Consider the following 19,078-nt stretch of genomic DNA (forward strand, 5'->3'; position numbering starts at 1 on the left):
CAATAACATTTATTAAATTAATTATCATGAAACGGATACTCTTACCAACAGATTTTTCTGATAATGCCTGGAATGCTATCGCGTATGCCATGCAATTATTCAAAAATGATATCTGCACCTTCTTTTTACTCCACACCTATACTCCAATTGTTTACGATGCCGGTTATTCGTTTATAGTATCTAATCAATTCGGACTTTTAGACGTAGTGAAGGAAAATGCAATGAAAGATTTAAAAGCAACAAAAAGCAAAATTGAAGACGAATATCACAACCCCAATCACATTATTGAAATCATTTCGTCCTTTAACGCCCTAATCCCGGAAATTAGTGATATCGTAGATTTTCGAGGTATCGATTACGTCGTTATGGGCACTAAAGGGGCCAGCGGTGTAAACGAAGTCTTATTCGGCTCAAACACAGTACATGTTATTAAAAATATAAAATGTCCCGTATTAGCCGTACCAGAAGGCTATAATTTTGAGACCCCGGAACATATCCTGTTCCCTACTGATTACGAAATTGATTATAAAGATGACCAAATGCAACCCATAACAGATATTGTAGCTTCACACGAAGCCAGTCTACATGTTATGAATGCCTCTTTCGGGTATGACCTATCCGAAAAACAAAGAAATAACAAGAGTAAACTAAAAACGTATTTTGCCAATCTAAAACATAAGTTCCACAGTGTTAGTGGTCAAAATGTTCAGGAAGCCATTAATAATTTCCAGACCGAAACTCCGGTACAACTGCTGGTAATGATTAAGAATAAACATACTTTTTTTGAAAGTTTATTCTTTAAATCCAGAATAAATCAGATTGGTTTTCATTTAGTTACGCCCTTTTTAGTACTTCCACAAAGCAAACTTAAAAACTAGTGATTATGAAACTCAACATTTTATTACCTACCGATTTTTCAGACAATGCGTGGAATGCCATAGTATATGCACTAAAGTTTTATAGAGACGAATACTGTACATTTTACCTGTTAAATTCCACGCATCATGACAACCTCAGTATGGCTAAACTTCCCGGTATTTCTTCAAGGAAAAAAGAGGAAGAAGCCATGAAGCAATTAATTAATTTGAAATATCTGGCAGAAACTACCGATGCCAATGACAACCATGATTTTCAGATTTTATTAAGTGACAAAGATTTAAATACTGCAATAACCAAAGCGATTACCGACTGGAATATCGACCTAGTAATTATGGGAACCAAAGGGGCAACCGGAGCTAAAGAACTGGTTTTAGGCAGCCATACCATTCAGGTTTTAAAACATTTAAAATACTGTGCCATCCTTATTGTTCCTGACGAATTTGAATTTGTAAAGCCCGAATACATCGCCTTCCCTACCGATTACAGTCGCACTTATACCAATAAAGAAATCAGGGCTTTAAAACATCTGGCCGATGTTTTTATTTCTAAAATAAAAATCGTTCATATAAACGACAGTAAAGAATTATCGGAAGTGCAGAAATACAATTTAATGAAGTTGAAGTCTGATTTAAACAACTATGAATATACCGTACATTCCATGCCAAAACGCACTAAAAAAAGTATTGAAATCATAAATTTCGTAGAAGATTTTGGCATTAATTTACTGGCGCTTGTACATTATAAACATAGTTTTCTGGAAAAAATGGTAAAAGAAAACATTATAGAAAATCTGGGGTTAAAACCTTCCATCCCCATGCTGGTCATCCCCGAATAGGCTGATATATATCATTGCATTTCAAGCGCTTCTAAACTAAATTTAACAGAACCCTTTAAAGTGCAATACAATGAAACGCAAGATATTAATACCTACAGATTTCTCAGACAATGCATGGCAGGCCCTAAACTATGCATTAGACATTTACAACGACGAACCTTGTACATTTTACTTGTTACACGTTTTTTCGGTAACCAGTAATATTATAGACTCCTTGATAAATATGGAGCCCGGTAGCGAAATGTACGAAAATGCCAGATTATATTCCGAAAACGGACTGGCAAAACTATTAGATAAAATAGCCTTAAAACCTCCAAAAGGCTTACACGAATTTGAAACCATTTCCATATTTAACAATCCTGTGGAAGGTATAAAACAAACCGTTGAAGACAAGGATATTGAAATGATCATTATGGGAACCCGTGGCGAAAACGACACAGCTACCAAAATATTCGGTAGTGTAGCGGTAGAAGTTATGGAAAAAGTAAGAAACTGCCCGGTAATTGTTGTGCCTAAAAAAGCCAGATACAACCTTCCTAAAGAAATTGTATTTCCTACCAGCTTTAAAACCCATTTTAAACAACGTGAACTAAAACACGTTATTGATCTCGCAAAAAAATCACAGGCGGCTATTAGAATTTTACACATTAAAACCGAAAAAGAACTGAATGATGCTCAGTTAGCAAACAAAGCCCTTCTGGAAGAATATTTTGAAGGCATTCCCTATTCATTTCATATGTTAAGTAAAATGGATATTCCAACAGCAATTAACTGTTTTGTCGAAAGCCGGGACAGCGACATGGTAGCTTTTATTAATAAAAAGCATGCATTTTTTGGAAGTCTTTTAACCCATCCGCTGGTAAAAGAAATCAGTTTCGACTCTCAGGTACCACTTTTTGTGTTACATGATTTAAGAAACTAAATAGGTCTGCTGAAACATCTGAATTTAACCAGGTTAATTCTTATGATCTGGAAAACTCTAAACGCAACACAGCATGGAAACGGAGGCTATAAAAATCATCAAATCTTCGGGGGAAAGAGTTAATTTTTCAATCGAAAAACTAAAACGTTCCCTGCATAAAGCCGGAGCCGACTCCAAAACCATAAGTCAGATTATCGACAAGGTGCGAGACGAATTATATCAAGGCATTAGTACCAAAGAAATTTACAATCGGGCCTTTGCCTTATTAAAACGAAAAAAAGGCTGTATGGCCTCCAAATATAAATTAAAACGCGCCATTTACGAATTAGGACCTACCGGCTTCCCATTCGAACATTTTATAGCCGCCATTTTAAAACAATCGGGCTACCAAACAGAAATCAATCAAATCCTGCAGGGACAATGTGTCACGCACGAAATAGATGTTATCGCTCAAAAAAATAACGAAACCACGGTTATAGAATGTAAATTTCATAGTGAGGAAGGCTTAAACTGTAATGTTAAGATTCCGCTATACATACATTCCCGATACAATGATGTTAAAGCCCACTGGGAGAAAACCAAAAAGAAAAAGACGCAACTCACTCAGGGCTGGGTGGTTACAAATACGCGATTTACTCAGGACGCAATGCAATACAGTAAGTGTGTCGGATTATATTTATTAAGCTGGGATTTCCCTAAAGATGATGCTCTAAAAGACCGCATAGACCGACTGGGACTTTACCCCGTTACCGTATCTACATTACTCACTAAACGAGAAAAACAGTTTTTATTAAGCAGAAATGTAGTGCTGTACAAAAGTTTGATTGACGACCACTTTTATCTGGATCATTTAGGAATTTCAGAAATACGAAAAGAAAAAATATTTAATGAGATTAAAAGTCTCTGTAATGCGTAAGTCATGGATAATTTTGTTAAAGTACATTTTCTAGGCGCCGCGGGTACCGTTACCGGTTCGAAATTTCTTGTAGAAACTTCCGAAGGTAATATTTTAATTGATTGCGGCATGTTTCAAGGGCTTAAAGATTTACGGGAATTAAACTGGCAAGCTTTACCTATACAAGTACCCGAAATAGATGTAGTTTTGTTAACTCACGGCCACCTAGATCATGTGGGCTATTTACCTCGTCTGGTCGACGCCGGATTTTCAGGAAAAATAATCGGGACAGCTCCTACTCTGGCCATAGCAGAAATTATACTAAACGACAGTGCCAAGATTTATGAAGAAGAGGCAGAACAGGCCAATAAAGACAATTATTCGTCGCATAACCCCGCCCTACCCTTTTACACCAGACAACAGGCCGAAAAAACCATTACACATTTTCAGGTGGAGATGCCGGGACAATGGATTAGCTTCTCCAATCTGATATCTTATCGATTTCAGTATAACGGCCACATCATCGGGGCCACATTTATAGAACTGGATATTAACGGAAAACGCTTTGTATTTTCAGGAGACATAGGCCGAACAAACGATTATTTACTGGATGCTCCAAAAAAACCCGAATGGGCCGATTTTCTGTTTGTTGAAAGTACGTATGGAGACAAATTACATCCCGATGAAGATGTAGAACGTATTTTAAGTAACATTATAAGTGATACCATACATAAAAACGGAAATTTAATTATCCCCAGCTTTGCTGTGGAACGCCTGCAAACTCTCATGTATTTGCTCTGGCAGCTGTATAAAAAAAACAAAATACCAAACATTCCCATTTTTATAGACAGCCCTATGGGAAACAATGTACTGGAGGTTTTTCATCGTTTTCCCAAATGGCATAAACTATCGGATGCCGAATACAGTGCCATGCTCAACCATGTAAACATTATACAATCGTACAAGGAAACCTGGGAAACCATAGACGACAAACGTTCTAAAATTATTATTGCCGGTAGTGGTATGGTAACCGGTGGCCGCGTATTAACCTATTTAAAACAACTCGTAGACGACTCTAAAACTACCGTACTTTTAGTGGGCTATCAGGCGGAAGGTACACGAGGTCGACTTCTGAAAGAAGGCGCACATGAACTTCGGTTTTTCGGAAAATACTATCCGGTTAAAGCCACTGTTAAATGTATTGAAAGTTTATCGGCCCATGCCGACCAGAACGACCTGTTAGACTGGATGTCTAAACTAAAAAACATTCCGGAATGTGTTTACCTCATCCATGGAGAACCTACAGCTTTAAACGCCTTCAGAGTAAAATTAAAAGACAGCTTCCACTGGAATGTTAAAATACCTAAACTTAATGCCATAGAACATATCCCGATTTAAGTCCCCTAAAATTAACAAGCAGAACGTATGGTAATTCCGCCATTAAAAACCACCAAAACACCCTGAATCACTGATATATATCATTGCAAAACCCTGTTTCTATCCCTAAATTAGAGTATCAAATTAATTATAACTTAATACCTAATATCATGACAACTTTAATGAAACGCAGAAAAAGAAACGGGTTGTCTCAATTTGAGAAAGACCTGTTTACACCATGGAGCAACAGTCTGTTACGTCCTTGGGAGAGTCGATTATTTGATAGCTCTTTTAATAATTTTCCTAGAATAAATGATTTTTTCGATAAAGACTTCTTCAAAGACCAAAGTCTTATGCCTGCTATGAATGTAAAGGATGAAGAAGACCATATTGAAATTGAATTTGCAGCACCAAGTTTCAACAAAACAGATTTTAAAGTCACCTTGGAAGACGATGTACTTCATGTCTTTGCCGAAAAAGAAGTAAAAGACGAACAAAAAGAAGACAACTATTCTCATAAGGAATTTAGCTATACCTCATTCAACAAGTCCATAGCTTTACCTCCTAGTGTAGATTTAGAACAAGATGTAAATGCCGTTTACGAAAATGGTGTTTTAAAAATTAATTTATTGAAAAAAGAAGACACTGAAGCCCCTGAAATTCCTAAGAAAGAAATTGAAGTGAAATAAGCGCTTCAACAAAAAGCAGAAGCACAGTATGCTGCCCCGAATAGTGTCCTTCTGCTTTTTCACTTAAAACATAATCAAGATGAAAACGCAAGACATAAAAAACAAAACTTCAGAACCCTGGTTAAATGCAGACACTATGCATAAAGGCTCTGTAAAATGGTTGTCCGAATTGCATTTTGTAAAGGTAGAACAGTTGTTTTTCGATGATTTGGTTAAATCCTATACCCTTCAACTTATAGATTCTAAACATCTCGAAGAAAGCAAATCAATAGTAGAACAATTAAGAACCTCACAAAAAGAAACAGCCACCCTTTTAGACGTGATTCAAAACCATGAAAAAGGACTAAAAATAATGGTAGATGCCGTACACAGCGAACAGGAAGAAGAAGCTTACCGAGACGAACACTATAAACTCATTTCTCAGGTCAGTGAATTTATGGACCATTATAAAGCGTTAAAGACGCAATTATTCGACATCATAAAAAACATTTTAAAAGAAGGCAAACAAAAACGCTTATTGCCTTAATTTTTTTAAATATAACTAACAACCACTTCCATTAAAATGAATAAAGCACGCCTTAAATTTTAAAGCGTGCTTTATTTATATTATAAAACGACTATATTTATTATTTAACTTCGGAAATACGGTACAGACCTGCGCCGTGGTAATTTATGGTTGGCGAAAATTCAGATTCCGAGAAGGTTCCTAAATCGGTTTTAGACCATAAATCGCGCACTTTACAAGCTCTTGAGAATCCAAGTTCTTCCAGATTTACTGGAATCGCAGTAGGTTTTTCATCTTTAGGTGTCGGATCTTCGGTAGATACCATAAACTCTACTGTTGAGCCTTCTTTTACGTCGGTCCCCACTTTATCCAGGCCTCCAAAGGCTTTAAACTGAACACAATCTTCCGGTAATTCAAAATGAATTATAGATTGTGAATGTGTCCCAATACCATTTTTATAAACGGTTCCTTTTACATTCAGTTCCCCTCCGGAAACACTTTTGTTAACTCCAACAACACCCCAGCCAGCTGTAGCCGATTTCCAAGGTAATTCGGTAAGTTTTATGGAATCTCCATTTTTTTTGTAAACCGTAGGGTTTATCCAGTTAGCGTGATCCCAGGCGTATCCATCACCGCCATCATTAACTATTAAATACAAATTTTTACTGCCTTCGGGAAGTGTTACAGAAATGTCTTCTCCAAAACCATCCGTTAAATGCGACACGGTTCCGCTGCGGTATAACAAATTATCTGTCGACACAAAACCATCGCCAGCACTGTTAAATACAGCTACAAACTTATCCCCCGACTCCGGATCGTCGGCTGTCCAGCCAATCAAATCATTAGCTTTAAACCACTGCTTATTATTTACCGACGTGCTGTGTACTTTCAACACTTCTTCGTTAGTTATTAATGCATTAGTAAAATCATCATTATCAGGCAAATTTCCTCCAAACATTAATGGCGACTTAAACATGGTCCAAAGTGTCATTAAGGTATATTGCTCGTCTTTAGTAAACTTGGTATAGCGGTCGGTTGCACGTTCTCCTCTAATAAATTTCCCTAAAGGCAACATGTCGGCATCCGGCCATGCTCCAGGAGAAATATAAGGTGCCCATTCTGCACACTTTTCGAAGGAATAGTTTAACTGTGCCCAGTTATCCCAGAAATCATCAATAGTTCGCCACATATTGGCATTTGCTGTAGCATGCTCGTGCTGGTCGATTGGCGTAGCACCAGGCGACATACTTAATACAATAGGACGTCCGGTCTGATCTATTGCCTTACGGATCATTTCTATTTCATTGGTATGATACGGACGAGATAAATCATCAACTTTTACAAAATCCAATCCCCAGGAAGCATACATATCGAACATGGAATTATAATACTCCTGCGCTCCCGGCTTATCTTTTACTACAGTATAATTATCCTGAAGCCAGGTACATTCGTATTCGATAGAATAAATCTGATCGGCAGTAATATCGGTTCCCTTAATCGGTAGTTTGTTAAAAACGGCTTCTTTAGGTACCCCGCGCATAATATGGATACCGAATTTTAGTCCCAGACTGTGAATATAATCGGCTAGTGGTTTAAAACCAGCACCATTGGCTGCCGATGGAAAACGTTTCGGCGATGGCATATAACGCCCGTATTCATCTAAAATAAAATCAGATTCTCCATAAGCATTATAATGTCCGGTAGTTTGATTATCGACATACCAGCGAATGTCCACTACCACATATTCCCATCCTGAACTTTTTAGATGCTTTGCCATATAATCGGCATTGGCTTTCACTTCATCTTCTACTACCGATGGCCCGAAACAATCCCAGCTGTTCCAGCCCATAGGCGGCGTTAAAGCCCAGGTTTTAAAAGTTTCCAAGGGCGGAGTAACTTCTGCTGTTACTTCATTTTTTTTCTCTTCCTTACAGGCTACCAGAAGCGTAACCACAAGAAACACCTTAAATGCGTTAATAATTTTCATTTTCAAAGTTTTATTTATAGCTATTAATTACCTACACCTTTAGTAGTCATGATTACAGGTTTTATGGTGCCGTCTTTATTATACTCCAGTTTGTCGATACAAATAGAACGACTAAAACTTCCACCATCGGTCTGAATACCGCCGTTGTGATAAATAAAATACGATTCACCTTTAAAATCAATAATGGCCTGATGGTTGGTATTGCTGTTTCCCGCAATTTCATTAATAATGTCCTGATACTGGTATGGCCCTTCCGGCTTATCTCCAATAGCATAGGCTATACGTTCAGGAAAACCAACTGCAAACGACAATAGATACTTACCGTTTCGTTTCTGGATCCAAGGCGCTTCTGTAAACGGGAATGCCATATCGCCTTGAATATCGACCATTTTAATACCATAATCTTTATCGTATGAAATCATATCCTCATTCAGTTTGGCGACCCAGCAGGCGCCATTACCCCAGTAAATCCAGGCCTGACCATCGTCATCTATAAACACCGAAGGGTCTATAGTACGCCAGCTATGCGTCTTTCCAAAACTATCATTATTAGTAAATAAAGGTTTTCCTAGAGCATCTTTAAAAGGGCCTTCCGGTCTATCGGAAACCGCCACTCCTATACCTGTAGTCTGGGAACTTGTATACCAGTAAAACTTACCATTGCGTTCTATCACCTGACTGGCCCAGGCTGCATTTTGCTCGCCCCATTTAAAATCTGATGCTTTTAAAGGGGTTTTATACTCCCAGAAATGTTTCATATCTGTAGTTGCAAATACACACCAGTTTAAAATATTATAGCCGGTTTGTCCGCCTTTAAAATCTTCCCCGGTATAAATAAAAAGGGTATCCTTATGGACTAAAGCAGCGGCATCGGCAGTGTATTTATGTGTTACAATGGGATTGCCTTTAGCTTCCCAGGTATGTATTATATTTTTCTCTTTAAAATTTTCTTGCTTAGCACTTTGAGTCTGCCCGAAAGCAGGAATACCTAAGGCGATTACCCCAGCAAAACATGTTAGTTGTTTTAAATTCATTAGTCGTTCATTTTTCAAAATAACTTGAAGTATTATCTATAGTTTTTACGAACAACAGATAATACTTCAAAGAATAAAGGTTACTTTCTATGCCTGAAATTAAAGTGAAACTCTATTGAGGTTGCAACCCTTCCACAGTTGGCACCACCGGTTTAATACTGCCATCTGCATTAAATTCCATTTTATCGATACACACTTCGCGATTGTAACCAGCAGCATCTCCCATAGTTATCCCTTTCGGGCGATTAAAACGATGGTATACCATATACCAGATATCTGTATCCGGTTTCTGGATGACACTGTTGTGACCGGTACCATAAATACCGGCTTCAGGAATTTTCTCTAAAATTAAGTTGTTTTCAGGAATATGCAAAGGACCGGTTGGAGAATTTGAAGTGGCATAACGCACCCTGTAATTCGGGCTGCGTGTATCGTCTTCAGACCAAAGGAAATAATACTTTCCTTTTCTGTAAAATACTTCGGTCCCCTCTCTAAAAGTTCCTCCAGGATTTAAACGTTTAAAGCTATTGGGTTTCACAGAAATCATATCGTCATTTAATTCAACTACGCCCATATAGCCGTTACCCCAGTACAAATAACTTTTTCCTGAAACCGGATCTGTAAAAATATCGGGGTCTATTTCCTGGCCTCTGTTGATACCTTCAGGTTTTTCGCCAATAATAGGCTGACCAGAATCGACAAAAGGCCCCTCAGGATTATCGGCTACGGCTACACCAATTTTTTGTGCTGCGGTAAAATAATAGAAGTACTTATATTCACCATTTACTTTTTTCTCAATGGCACAAGGCGCCCAGGCATTGCGATCGGCCCAACTCACGTCCTTTTTCAAATCTAAAATGACACCTTCAGCGGTCCAGTGTATCAGGTCTGGAGAAGAAAACGTTTTAAAATAAGTTCCCGACCAGCCTGTAAATCCGTCGCTGGTAGGATAGAGATAATACTTATTGGTTTTATGCGAATAGATAATTTCCGGATCGGCGTAATACCCTGCTAAAACCGGATTATTATCCTGATGCACAGCAACTTTATAGATTCGTTGTTTTCCCTCGGATTCAATCGTGTAAGCCACAGCACCTTTCGTAAAATCCTGTGGTCCTTCTGTTACAATACTTACCCAGGGCGTAGTTTTTAGTTTCAAATCCAGATTCGCAATATCTGTACCCGGAGCTACTGGAACATACATGGTATTATTCTGGTCATTTATATCCACATTATTTTGCTTAACACCTTCTCCTTCTACTGTTAGAAACGCACTTTTATCCAGCGTACCCCATTGCTTCAACAAAGCTTGTTTTTCCTTTTCGGTGATGCGAATTACCGTACCGTGACGCGGATGGAAATTCATAGAAATGGCATCATCTACAACTGTAAAATGTTCCAGATCATTTGATTTTGTAAACTGATACGTTCCCGAAGTATACATATCGTACATTAAGATGTAGGCATCAGAATCGATTAATTTAAAAATACCTGAACCTTCTACAGCGGCATCGGTCTGATCGTAAAAACCGTCCTGCTGTACATAGCCTTCTGTTAACTTATCAGATACCGCTTTTCGAATACCTCCACCCTGACTTTCATTTTTAAAAAACAGATGGTATTTTCCATCTTTATAGATAATATCACCATCTATACAGGCACTGTTTGTCGGGCTAAAAAACAATTGCTTTGGCGTAGTTGTCAGTCCTGTAAAATCTTTATTGGCATAGGCATAATAGATAATATCCGGGCCCTGTGATCCTAACATCGACCAGTAAATCATGTACTGATCTGTTTTCTCATCGTATATGGTTTGCGGTGCCCAGACTCTTACTATATCGCTAAACTCATCCGGATAGGTTTCAGGAATATTTACAACGGTAGACGACCAGTGAATTAAATCGGTCGATTTCATTAAAACCATGGCGCGATTGGAGCTCCACCCGTTAGCGGAAACCATATCGGTAACTACCATATAAAACGTTTTTCCGTCGGCGCCTCTTAGAATATGCGGATCGCGAACACCACCTGTAGAACTGATGTCTTTGGAATCAATTATAGGTTTATTGTCGTTTAGGGCATAGTAATTGAAACCGTCGTTACTTAAGGCATATCTTATGGCTTCCTCATCCTTACTGTTTCCTGTAAAATAGGTAAACAGATAACTTGTAAATTGCTCCTCTGCCCCAGCATCGTTAGCCTTCTGGTTTTTATCATTACACGACACGACTGAGGTTACCAGCAAACCAAGCATTACTATCTTGAAGTTTTCCGACATCCTTTTAATATTATATATCATGATAAAATGTATTTAGATATTTAAATTTTATTTTAACTATAAGGTAATTTCTACCGACTTTAATCCCGGACTGGTAAATTTTACAGTTACCGGTTTTCCTTTTTCTGTAGTCTTAATATATACTGACATTTCGCCTTTATACACCTTTTGTTTATTATCGGTATAATCGCCCATGTCACTATTATTTCCGGCTTCCATGCCTAAAAGTTCACCTGGTCCTGAAATCTCACAAGTCACTTCGTTTTCGGAAGCTAAAACCAGATTCTGATCCTTATCAGTTACTCCCAAAATAATCTGAGTCACATCATGATTCTGATCTAAAGCACTGGTATTTACTTTAGCTGTAAGTGCCTCTGGCTGACCTGCTGTTTTAATGGTATAACGACTAACTTCCTGATTAGCGGCATTAAGTCCTACAGCCACTAAAATCCCGGACTGAAATGGGATATCCCAGGACATAAATCCTGTCTTCTCATTATATGGCAAGGTTTCTCCAACCACTTTTCCATTCAACTCCAGACGCGCTTTTGCTGCGTTAGTATAACAAACTACTCGTATCTCCTGTCCTGCATTGTAATTCCAGTTTGACCAGGAATCGCTGTAATATTCGTTACCCGATTTCTCTGTCGAAGGATGTGTCCCTATATAAATCATAGGTTTATCTGACCAAAGCGACTGACGGAAATAGCCCATAGGTTTTATACGCCCCATAAAATCCACTAATCCGGAATAAAACCCTCGTGACGGCCATTCTCTGGACTCTCCTAAATAATCAATTCCGGTCCACAGAAACTGACCAAAAATATGGTCATTATCTACAACAGCTTTCCAGGCATCGTAATCGTGACGGGTTTCACTACCGTAAATCACGCGATTTGGATATTTTTCATGGTCGGACAAATATTTGCTTTCTGTATAATTATAACCTGTAATATCCAGCGCTCCAGGATACTCCGTAAAATTAGACATAGCTACTCCTGCCAGTCCCGCAGTCGTAGGTCGCGTGGTATCGTATTGTTTTACCGTAGCCACCAGACGTTTTGCAATGGCTCCCAGGCGCATGGCATCAGGAGCATCTTTTTTGTATCCGCCATATACGGCCTGAGAAAATCCTGTGTCGCCGCCACCAGCTAAAACCGGATGCGAATACGGATCGTTAGGATAATCTACTTCGTTCCCGATACTCCAGGCAAATACAGATAAATGGTTTCTATCGCGACGTACCATATCTGCTAAATCCTGTTCAGACCAGGTTTTAAAAATATCATAACTTCCCTGGTAGCCAGGTGTTCCTACATTCCAGCCTTGTAGCCATTTACGTTTTGGAAATTCCCACTCGTCGTACGCTTCATTCAAAACCAGAATCCCTAAGCTGTCACACAAATCATAGAAATCCGGCGACTGTGGGTTATGACTGGTTCTTATGGCATTGACTCCAATATCCTTTAAGGTTTTTAATCGTGTTTCCCAAACCTCACGAGGTACTGCAGAACCTAAAACTCCGGCATCGTGATGTAAACAAACGCCTTTCATTTTCATCCATTCCCCGTTTAAGGCAAAGCCTTTATCGGCATCGAAGGTAAATGTTCTGAACCCTGTTTTAGTACTGGTCTGATCGATTGTTTTTCCCTGCGTTGACACTGTTGTTTTTAAAGTGTACAGATACGGATGCTCTAAATTCCAAAGTTCCGGATTGGTTAATTTCAGGCTTGCATTTACTTTAGCAGAAGCTTCTTTATCAATTGGAATTTCCTGTGAATCTGAAGCCACAACTGTACCTGCTGCATTTACTAATTGATTCAATACGGTAACCGTTTCCTGTTTAGACGTTTCGTTCTCCAGATTAACCTCAACCTGTAAGGTCCCTGAATCTCCATCCATCTCAGGATAGGCAAATACGCCCCATTGTCCGATATGAATTGGATTAGCATACACTAACCAAACATTGCGATAAATTCCGGACCCGGTATACCAGCGTGAGTCTGCCGACTGACTGTGGTCTACACGAACAGCAATGGTATTCTTTCCACCATAATTAACGGCTTCAGTAGCATCGTAAGCGAAAGAGATATATCCGTTAGGACGTTTTCCTAAGGACTTTCCGTTTAAAAACACTTCACTTCTGTTATACACGCCTTCAAAATACAAAAACACTTTTTCTCCCTTTTTAGATTTAGGAATGTCTATCGTTTTCCTGTACCAGGCCACCCCACCAGGCAAATACCCCGTAGCACTGGCCAGAGTGGAATCTAATTGTCCCTTCACACTCCAGTCGTGAGGTAAGTCAACAGTGTTCCAATCCTTATCTTTAAAAGATGCGGTCTTAAACGCTGTGTTATCCTGAAGTTTAAACTTCCAGTTCTCATTAATCTTTACAGGATCTCCAAAAGAGATCTGGGCCATTACCGGCACTTGCGATAATACAAACACCGCCAGTAGTACCCGTTTTAAAATTCCTTTTATCAGCATATTATTTTAATTAATTTCATTTATTTTATTCCTTAACGTCGCTTATAAACGACAATATAGCTCCGTAATTACTCCATTAGTTATCAAGATTAAAGGTATGGAGTTTAGTAAAAAAGTCTTCGAACATCAGGCGAATATCCAAATCATAATACACTCTGATGGTTCGTCTATTTTGAGTTTCCTTAAACACCCCGGCATCGGTAATTTTTGGAGCCGACCGTAATTCGTATTTACAGGAAGACGGATCAACTTCCCAGGAGGATTGCAGCGCTGTAAGTAGTACTAAAGGGCTATCGCCTAAAACATAAGCCTCTCCCAATGCGCCATTAGCTCGTTTCATAAGATCTTCTAAACTTTCCATTAAAAATTTACCCGTCGGATTATTTTTTCCCACTTTATGAAACAATTCTGCATACGAAATCAATGCCTGTCTATAAGCATTTCTAGGAACCTGCCATATAGGGATTGAACTTTGATTAAATATAACCTGGCAGGCCTTGACATCAATTCCGGTATTGTATTCCCATTGTTTAGACGCTCCCGGAGGTGGCCAGGACAGGCCTTCGTATTCTGTACCTCCTATCCAGATTAAAGTTATTTTATCTCCAATTTCCGGTTTCATTAATACAGCACTGGCAATATTTGTTAAACCAGCACCACAAACCACATACAATGGTTTGTCAGTATCTGTTCTTAAAGCTTCTTTTATAATAAGCTTTGCCGCTTCTGTTTTTATTGGCGTAAGCGTATCTTTTAATGCTGTATCTGCTCCTTGATACACACTTAATTTGTCATGAAACCCCATCACCGCTAGTAAGGCTTTAGCCCGCTCTGTAGAATATTCAGCATTACCAGGATATCCGTAAAATCCGTTTGAATATTGAATGGATCCAATTATACCTTTTATCTCTACTGCCGGTGATAATATGTGATGAGCCAATTGAAATAATCCATCCGGATCTCCTCCAAAATCATTATCAATAATGACACGACTTCGTGGCTGTATAATATCCGGATTAATTTGTGCCTGATGACTCCAAACAGTGAATATCAATAGTAAAAATAGAAATATGGCTTTTATGTTCATCTTAAATGTTTTTCGGAAATTTTAACGTCATAGCTATACCATTAAAAAAAGTTATATTCCTAAATTTTTTATTTCCCTTTTTTGTTTGATTTCTTAATCTACAACATTCACAATAAGTTCCGCATTCTTTAAGCCTTCAGCCGCTGCTTTAAGCCTGATTTCTCCTGTAGCCTGCGAACTTTTCAGAACTACTAAAGCTCTCCCTTTCCAGACCTTTTGGCTTAGAGCTACATAAGGTGTTTCGTCTTTTAAATTTGCATTACCCGCAGCGATTATACTTCCCGAGCCACTCACCGTAAAAGACAGACTGTTATCGGCTATGGTTACTAACTGACCATCATTATCTGTGACCTCTACGGTTACAAATACTAAATCCTGACCATTGGCTTTCATTGTTGTTTTATCGGCTATCAATTTTATCTCACTTGCCTGTTGTTCCGTTTTTAAAACACAAGATTCCTGTTCCTGCTCGTCATTTACTCCAACGGCCTTTAAAACGCCTTCGCTATACGGCAAAGTAAAAACAGCCTTGTATTCCTCTGCTATTCCGGTTGCTTTCTCCCCAATCAGCTCATCGTTAAGGTACAATCTTACCTTCGGATATTTAGAGTACACTTCAACAGCTATTGGTTTACCTTCATGGCCCGGCCAGTTCCAGCTTTCCCAGGTTGGCCATACAGCCCACATCGTGGTTTTAATTTCGCCCTCCGAAGGGTTTGGCTCGCGTACTGCCATATAAATCTTTTCGGTAGAATTCCAAAGCAGATCGCGATAGTGAGAAATTGGTTTACGCCAGCCTATTAAATCTATATCTCCGCAATAAGCCCCGTGCCATGGATAAAAATCCTTTTCCCAGTGCTGTCCTTCCGGTTCTCCCTGATAATAATACCGACCAATGCTGGATTCTCCAAGATAATCCATCGCTGTCCAAACAAAATCTCCAATAATATAATCGTGATCCTGTACCATTTTCCAGTTGTAAAAGGCATCTTTCGGGTAAGATTCTGTTTGCACAATGACGCGAGAAGGGACTCTATCGTGATCGCCTTCAGATTCGTGCATCATATAATTATAGCCACAGATATCATGTTCTGCCATTAGCGGATCAAAAATATCCCATCCCTGACTCCAGGATGTCATCGCAGACGTCACCGGACGTGTTGGATCCAGAGTTCTGATGTAACTATTCAAAATTCCTGCCGTTTCCACCGCCTCGGGTTTCGTACGCTCTATAATTTCGTTACCACTGCTCCACATAATTATTGAAGGGTGATTACGATCGCGCAATACCATAGCTTCAATATCGCGCTGCCACCAGGAATCGAATATACTGGCGTAATCGAAAGGTGTTTTTTGTTCCTTCCAGCCATCGAAAGATTCATCAATAACTAATAGCCCTAAGCGGTCGCAGGCTTCAAGAAATGCTTCTGATGGTGGATTATGCGCTGTCCTAACCGCATTATAACCAGCCGACTTTAACAACTCAACTTTGCGTTCTTCTGCCCTGTCGTATGCTGCTGCACCTAAAATACCATTATCATGATGTACGCAGCCGCCGTTTAATTTTATGGGTTTTCCATTTAACTGAAATCCTGTTTCAGCCGAATATCCTATCGTACGAATTCCAAATTCATGCGTTTCCTTATCCAAAATAGTTTCGCCCTGTTTCAGTATAAAAACAGCTTTATACAGATCAGGTGACTCCGGACTCCATAAATCCGGATGATGAACCTGAATGTTTTTCGGAATTACTTTTTCGGCATGCGCTTCTAAACTTACACTCGCTGTTTCCTCTGCTACTGTCTCACCGTTTTTGTCAGTTATAACTGTTAGCAATTCAAAATTCTGTGTTTCTTCAGAATCATTTTTTAATGTGGTATGTATTTCTACTAAAGCCGATGCTTGCGTTACCTTGGAAGTTGAGATACCAATACCCCAGTGTTTTATGTGCACCGGAGCATCAACCATAAGCCAAACGTGTCGGTAAATACCTGAGCCGCTATACCAGCGGCAATTTTTTTGTTGTGAATTATCGACACGCACTGCAATCTGATTTGAGGCTCCATATTTAACATAAGGGGTTAAATCGAAAGCGAAAGAGGTATAACCATAAGGATGTACCCCTAAAGACTCACCGTTTATAAATACTTCCGCATTCATATACACCCCTTCAAAATAGATACTAAGCTGCTTTCCTTCTAAGGTTTTATCGACATTAAAGCTTTTGCGGTACCAGCCTATTCCGGCAGGATAATATCCGCCATCATTTCCAGTTGGGTTATCCGCCTTCACCTGGCCTTCGATACTCCAGTCATGTGGTAAATCCAAAGTACGCCAACCGGTATCATCGTAATTTAAGTTGGAAGCTTCCGGATAATCACCCAAGGAAAATTTCCAGTTAAAATCGAAATTCTGCTTTTCAAATAAAGTGTCATCTTCATGTGCCGTTTCGGAGGCACACCCAAAGAAAAGAACACTTAAAAACATAATAAACAAACAGTTACAATATGCTTTCATATTAAAATCTTATTTCGTTTTAAAAGTATTTAAAGAATGAGGCGGCAAGCTTACATTTAAAAAGCGCTTACCCAGTTTTACAGAGATCTGTCTGGCCTCTTCGTTAAAATTACCTGCAAAAACCAGGGTTTCGCCTTCCGGGTTTTCAGCTACCAGAATCGGCAATTTATCTGACTTTCCTGTTTTAAAGTTTTTTATTTTACTTCCTGGTGTCACATACTGTGTATAGTGTTTTACGGCATAATATTCCGGGGTAAAAGTTGCTGTTTTAGCTTTGGAATCCACACGGATTAAAGCGTTTTGTTTCCAGCCCCAGCCGCTAACACCATCATCAAACAAAATGGCATTCCAGAACGTATATTCCTCACAGCCGTTACCCAGGTAGTGATTAATTAAATTAAAGGTATGCTCGGCTGCGCCCCAGTCGAAAGAACCCCAGCCACACTCACTCTCGGTTTGTACATATTTATAATTCGGATATTTCTCACGCAGTTTTGGTAAAATCTGTCCGCCTTCCCATTGAAAACCTACACCTTTAAAAGTTTCCGGCATACGCGGATCTGATAAAACTTCGTCTATAACTTCGTAATGATTGGTATTTATGGTTCCAAAATACAAATCCACTTCCGGATGCTCTGCTTTTAATGTTGGCGCCAGATATTCGGCATTAAAACGAATTATGCCTTCGGGCGTCCAAGCACACCCCGGATACGGGGTATAACTCCAGGATTCGTTTTGAAACATAACCATATCTACAGGAATCCCCTCTTCCTTATAAGCGGAAATAAACTTACAGAAATAATTAGCATAGGTTTGTAAATAGCGTGGATCCTGAATAAAGTAATCGTTTACGGCCAATTGCTTTGGAAACACATGGTCGTAAGTTTTTGTATTATCCTCGAAAAGCAAATAATCTAATTCTGGGTCCTGTTTATTATATTCAGCATTACTCACCACCGAGTAATAGTGATTTATTTTCATCCATGACGGAGGAGACCAGGGAGAAATCCAGAAGCTTAATTCAGGATTATACACCTGAGCTTTTTTTATAAAAGGTATAAGGGTTGTTTTATCTCGGTCTATATTAAAATATTTCAACTGAAAATCGCCACTCACTTCATCGCAGCTATACCAGTCTCTGGCATAATCGTTGGCATTCATTGAAAAGCGCCCCATAGTAAATTTTAAATCACCATCAGGAGCAAATAACTTTTTAAGTATATCTTCCTGTTTTGTTTCAGGAAGCATATTTAAGGCATCCCAGCCCAGTTCGTTAAAGCAGGTTCCCCAGGCTTTAAAAGTAACAATATGCTCGCTTCCGTTAACTTCTAAACTGCTCTGTCCAACTGCCTTTTTTTCCAATTTTAATTTCGTTTCTTTTAATACTGATTCTTCAGTACTGCACTCCCATATTACAGATTGAGCTGCTGTTTTAAACACAGTACTCAGGAGTAAAACGAAAACTATAACTTGTAATCTCATTTGTTCTTTTTAAACCATTTATAATTGATGTTGTTGTTTAAAGAAAGGCGCAGGAACACACAACCCACGCCTTTCACACAACAAAACTATCTCATCATTAA

The 19,078-nt window shown here is 39.0% G+C and carries 14 protein-coding genes; 7 read left to right on the top strand and 7 right to left on the bottom strand.

Annotation, left to right across the window (positions count from 1 at the left end; translation table 11 throughout):
- Window positions 1-26 precede the first annotated feature (26 nt).
- The 7 genes from I3217_RS04035 (at window position 27) to I3217_RS04065 (ending at window position 6,123) form a co-directional block, all read left to right on the top strand.
- Complete coding sequence (locus tag I3217_RS04035) at window positions 27-878, top strand: universal stress protein (RefSeq protein ID WP_435048447.1); 852 nt, start codon at window positions 27-29, stop codon at window positions 876-878.
- Between the two features lie 5 nt (window positions 879-883).
- Window positions 884-1,714, top strand: coding sequence for a universal stress protein (locus I3217_RS04040; protein ID WP_435048448.1), 831 nt, complete (start codon window positions 884-886; stop codon window positions 1,712-1,714).
- Window positions 1,715-1,784: 70 nt separating this feature from the next.
- Window positions 1,785-2,636, top strand: a complete 852-nt coding sequence (locus I3217_RS04045; protein WP_435048449.1) for a universal stress protein — start codon at window positions 1,785-1,787, stop codon at window positions 2,634-2,636.
- 73 nt (window positions 2,637-2,709) lie between these two features.
- Entirely contained in the window at window positions 2,710-3,552 is an 843-nt protein-coding gene (locus I3217_RS04050) for an ATP cone domain-containing protein (RefSeq protein WP_435048450.1), read from the top strand.
- Window positions 3,553-3,555: 3 nt separating this feature from the next.
- Window positions 3,556-4,929 carry an MBL fold metallo-hydrolase RNA specificity domain-containing protein gene (locus I3217_RS04055; protein ID WP_435048451.1) on the top strand — a complete coding sequence of 458 codons (1,374 nt, stop codon included), beginning with the start codon at window positions 3,556-3,558 and terminating at the stop codon, window positions 4,927-4,929.
- Window positions 4,930-5,090: 161 nt separating this feature from the next.
- A complete protein-coding gene (locus tag I3217_RS04060) occupies window positions 5,091-5,597 on the top strand; it encodes an Hsp20/alpha crystallin family protein (protein WP_435048452.1) in 507 nt (168 codons plus the stop codon).
- A gap of 79 nt (window positions 5,598-5,676) precedes the next feature.
- Window positions 5,677-6,123 (top strand): hypothetical protein, encoded by a 447-nt coding sequence (locus tag I3217_RS04065; RefSeq protein WP_435048453.1) that lies wholly within the window; start codon window positions 5,677-5,679, stop codon window positions 6,121-6,123.
- A 100-nt stretch (window positions 6,124-6,223) separates the two neighbouring features.
- Here the strand turns inward: I3217_RS04065 and I3217_RS04070 are convergent, their stop codons facing one another.
- The 7 genes from I3217_RS04070 to I3217_RS04100 all read right to left on the bottom strand — a co-directional run bounded on the left by I3217_RS04070 (window position 6,224) and on the right by I3217_RS04100 (window position 18,977).
- Window positions 6,224-8,089: an NPCBM/NEW2 domain-containing protein gene (locus tag I3217_RS04070; protein ID WP_435048454.1), complete on the bottom strand. Its 1,866-nt coding sequence runs from the start codon at window positions 8,087-8,089 to the stop codon at window positions 6,224-6,226.
- A 23-nt stretch (window positions 8,090-8,112) separates the two neighbouring features.
- Window positions 8,113-9,123, bottom strand: coding sequence for a glycoside hydrolase family 43 protein (locus I3217_RS04075; RefSeq protein ID WP_435048455.1), 1,011 nt, complete (start codon window positions 9,121-9,123; stop codon window positions 8,113-8,115).
- 112 nt (window positions 9,124-9,235) lie between these two features.
- On the bottom strand, window positions 9,236-11,422 hold the full coding sequence (locus I3217_RS04080) for a family 43 glycosylhydrolase (protein ID WP_435048456.1): 2,187 nt from the start codon (window positions 11,420-11,422) through the stop codon (window positions 9,236-9,238).
- Between the two features lie 36 nt (window positions 11,423-11,458).
- A complete protein-coding gene (locus I3217_RS04085; protein WP_435048457.1) occupies window positions 11,459-13,891 on the bottom strand; it encodes a sugar-binding domain-containing protein in 2,433 nt (810 codons plus the stop codon).
- A 76-nt stretch (window positions 13,892-13,967) separates the two neighbouring features.
- Window positions 13,968-14,978 carry a nucleoside hydrolase gene (locus tag I3217_RS04090; RefSeq protein ID WP_435048458.1) on the bottom strand — a complete coding sequence of 337 codons (1,011 nt, stop codon included), beginning with the start codon at window positions 14,976-14,978 and terminating at the stop codon, window positions 13,968-13,970.
- Window positions 14,979-15,071: 93 nt separating this feature from the next.
- Entirely contained in the window at window positions 15,072-17,495 is a 2,424-nt protein-coding gene (locus I3217_RS04095) for a sugar-binding domain-containing protein (RefSeq protein WP_435048459.1), read from the bottom strand.
- A 9-nt stretch (window positions 17,496-17,504) separates the two neighbouring features.
- Complete coding sequence (locus I3217_RS04100) at window positions 17,505-18,977, bottom strand: glycoside hydrolase family 30 protein (RefSeq protein ID WP_435048460.1); 1,473 nt, start codon at window positions 18,975-18,977, stop codon at window positions 17,505-17,507.
- Between the last annotated feature and the right edge of the window lie 101 nt (window positions 18,978-19,078).

The sequence above is a fragment of the Formosa sp. S-31 genome, assembly GCF_051172795.1.
Taxonomy (GTDB): Bacteria; Bacteroidota; Bacteroidia; order Flavobacteriales; family Flavobacteriaceae; genus Formosa.

Excerpts from the sequence above, each read along its gene's own strand:
- I3217_RS04085 (WP_435048457.1), bottom strand. The coding sequence starts at position 13,891 with ATGCTGATAAAAGGAATTTTAAAACGGGTACTACTGGCGGTGTTTGTA.
- I3217_RS04080 (WP_435048456.1), bottom strand. The coding sequence starts at position 11,422 with ATGATATATAATATTAAAAGGATGTCGGAAAACTTCAAGATAGTAATG.
- I3217_RS04070 (WP_435048454.1), bottom strand. The coding sequence starts at position 8,089 with ATGAAAATTATTAACGCATTTAAGGTGTTTCTTGTGGTTACGCTTCTG.
- I3217_RS04100 (WP_435048460.1), bottom strand. The coding sequence starts at position 18,977 with ATGAGATTACAAGTTATAGTTTTCGTTTTACTCCTGAGTACTGTGTTT.
- I3217_RS04055 (WP_435048451.1), top strand. The coding sequence starts at position 3,556 with ATGGATAATTTTGTTAAAGTACATTTTCTAGGCGCCGCGGGTACCGTT.
- I3217_RS04075 (WP_435048455.1), bottom strand. The coding sequence starts at position 9,123 with ATGAATTTAAAACAACTAACATGTTTTGCTGGGGTAATCGCCTTAGGT.
- I3217_RS04050 (WP_435048450.1), top strand. The coding sequence starts at position 2,710 with ATGGAAACGGAGGCTATAAAAATCATCAAATCTTCGGGGGAAAGAGTT.
- I3217_RS04060 (WP_435048452.1), top strand. The coding sequence starts at position 5,091 with ATGAAACGCAGAAAAAGAAACGGGTTGTCTCAATTTGAGAAAGACCTG.
- I3217_RS04040 (WP_435048448.1), top strand. The coding sequence starts at position 884 with ATGAAACTCAACATTTTATTACCTACCGATTTTTCAGACAATGCGTGG.
- I3217_RS04090 (WP_435048458.1), bottom strand. The coding sequence starts at position 14,978 with ATGAACATAAAAGCCATATTTCTATTTTTACTATTGATATTCACTGTT.
- I3217_RS04045 (WP_435048449.1), top strand. The coding sequence starts at position 1,785 with ATGAAACGCAAGATATTAATACCTACAGATTTCTCAGACAATGCATGG.
- I3217_RS04035 (WP_435048447.1), top strand. The coding sequence starts at position 27 with ATGAAACGGATACTCTTACCAACAGATTTTTCTGATAATGCCTGGAAT.
- I3217_RS04065 (WP_435048453.1), top strand. The coding sequence starts at position 5,677 with ATGAAAACGCAAGACATAAAAAACAAAACTTCAGAACCCTGGTTAAAT.
- I3217_RS04095 (WP_435048459.1), bottom strand. The coding sequence starts at position 17,495 with ATGAAAGCATATTGTAACTGTTTGTTTATTATGTTTTTAAGTGTTCTT.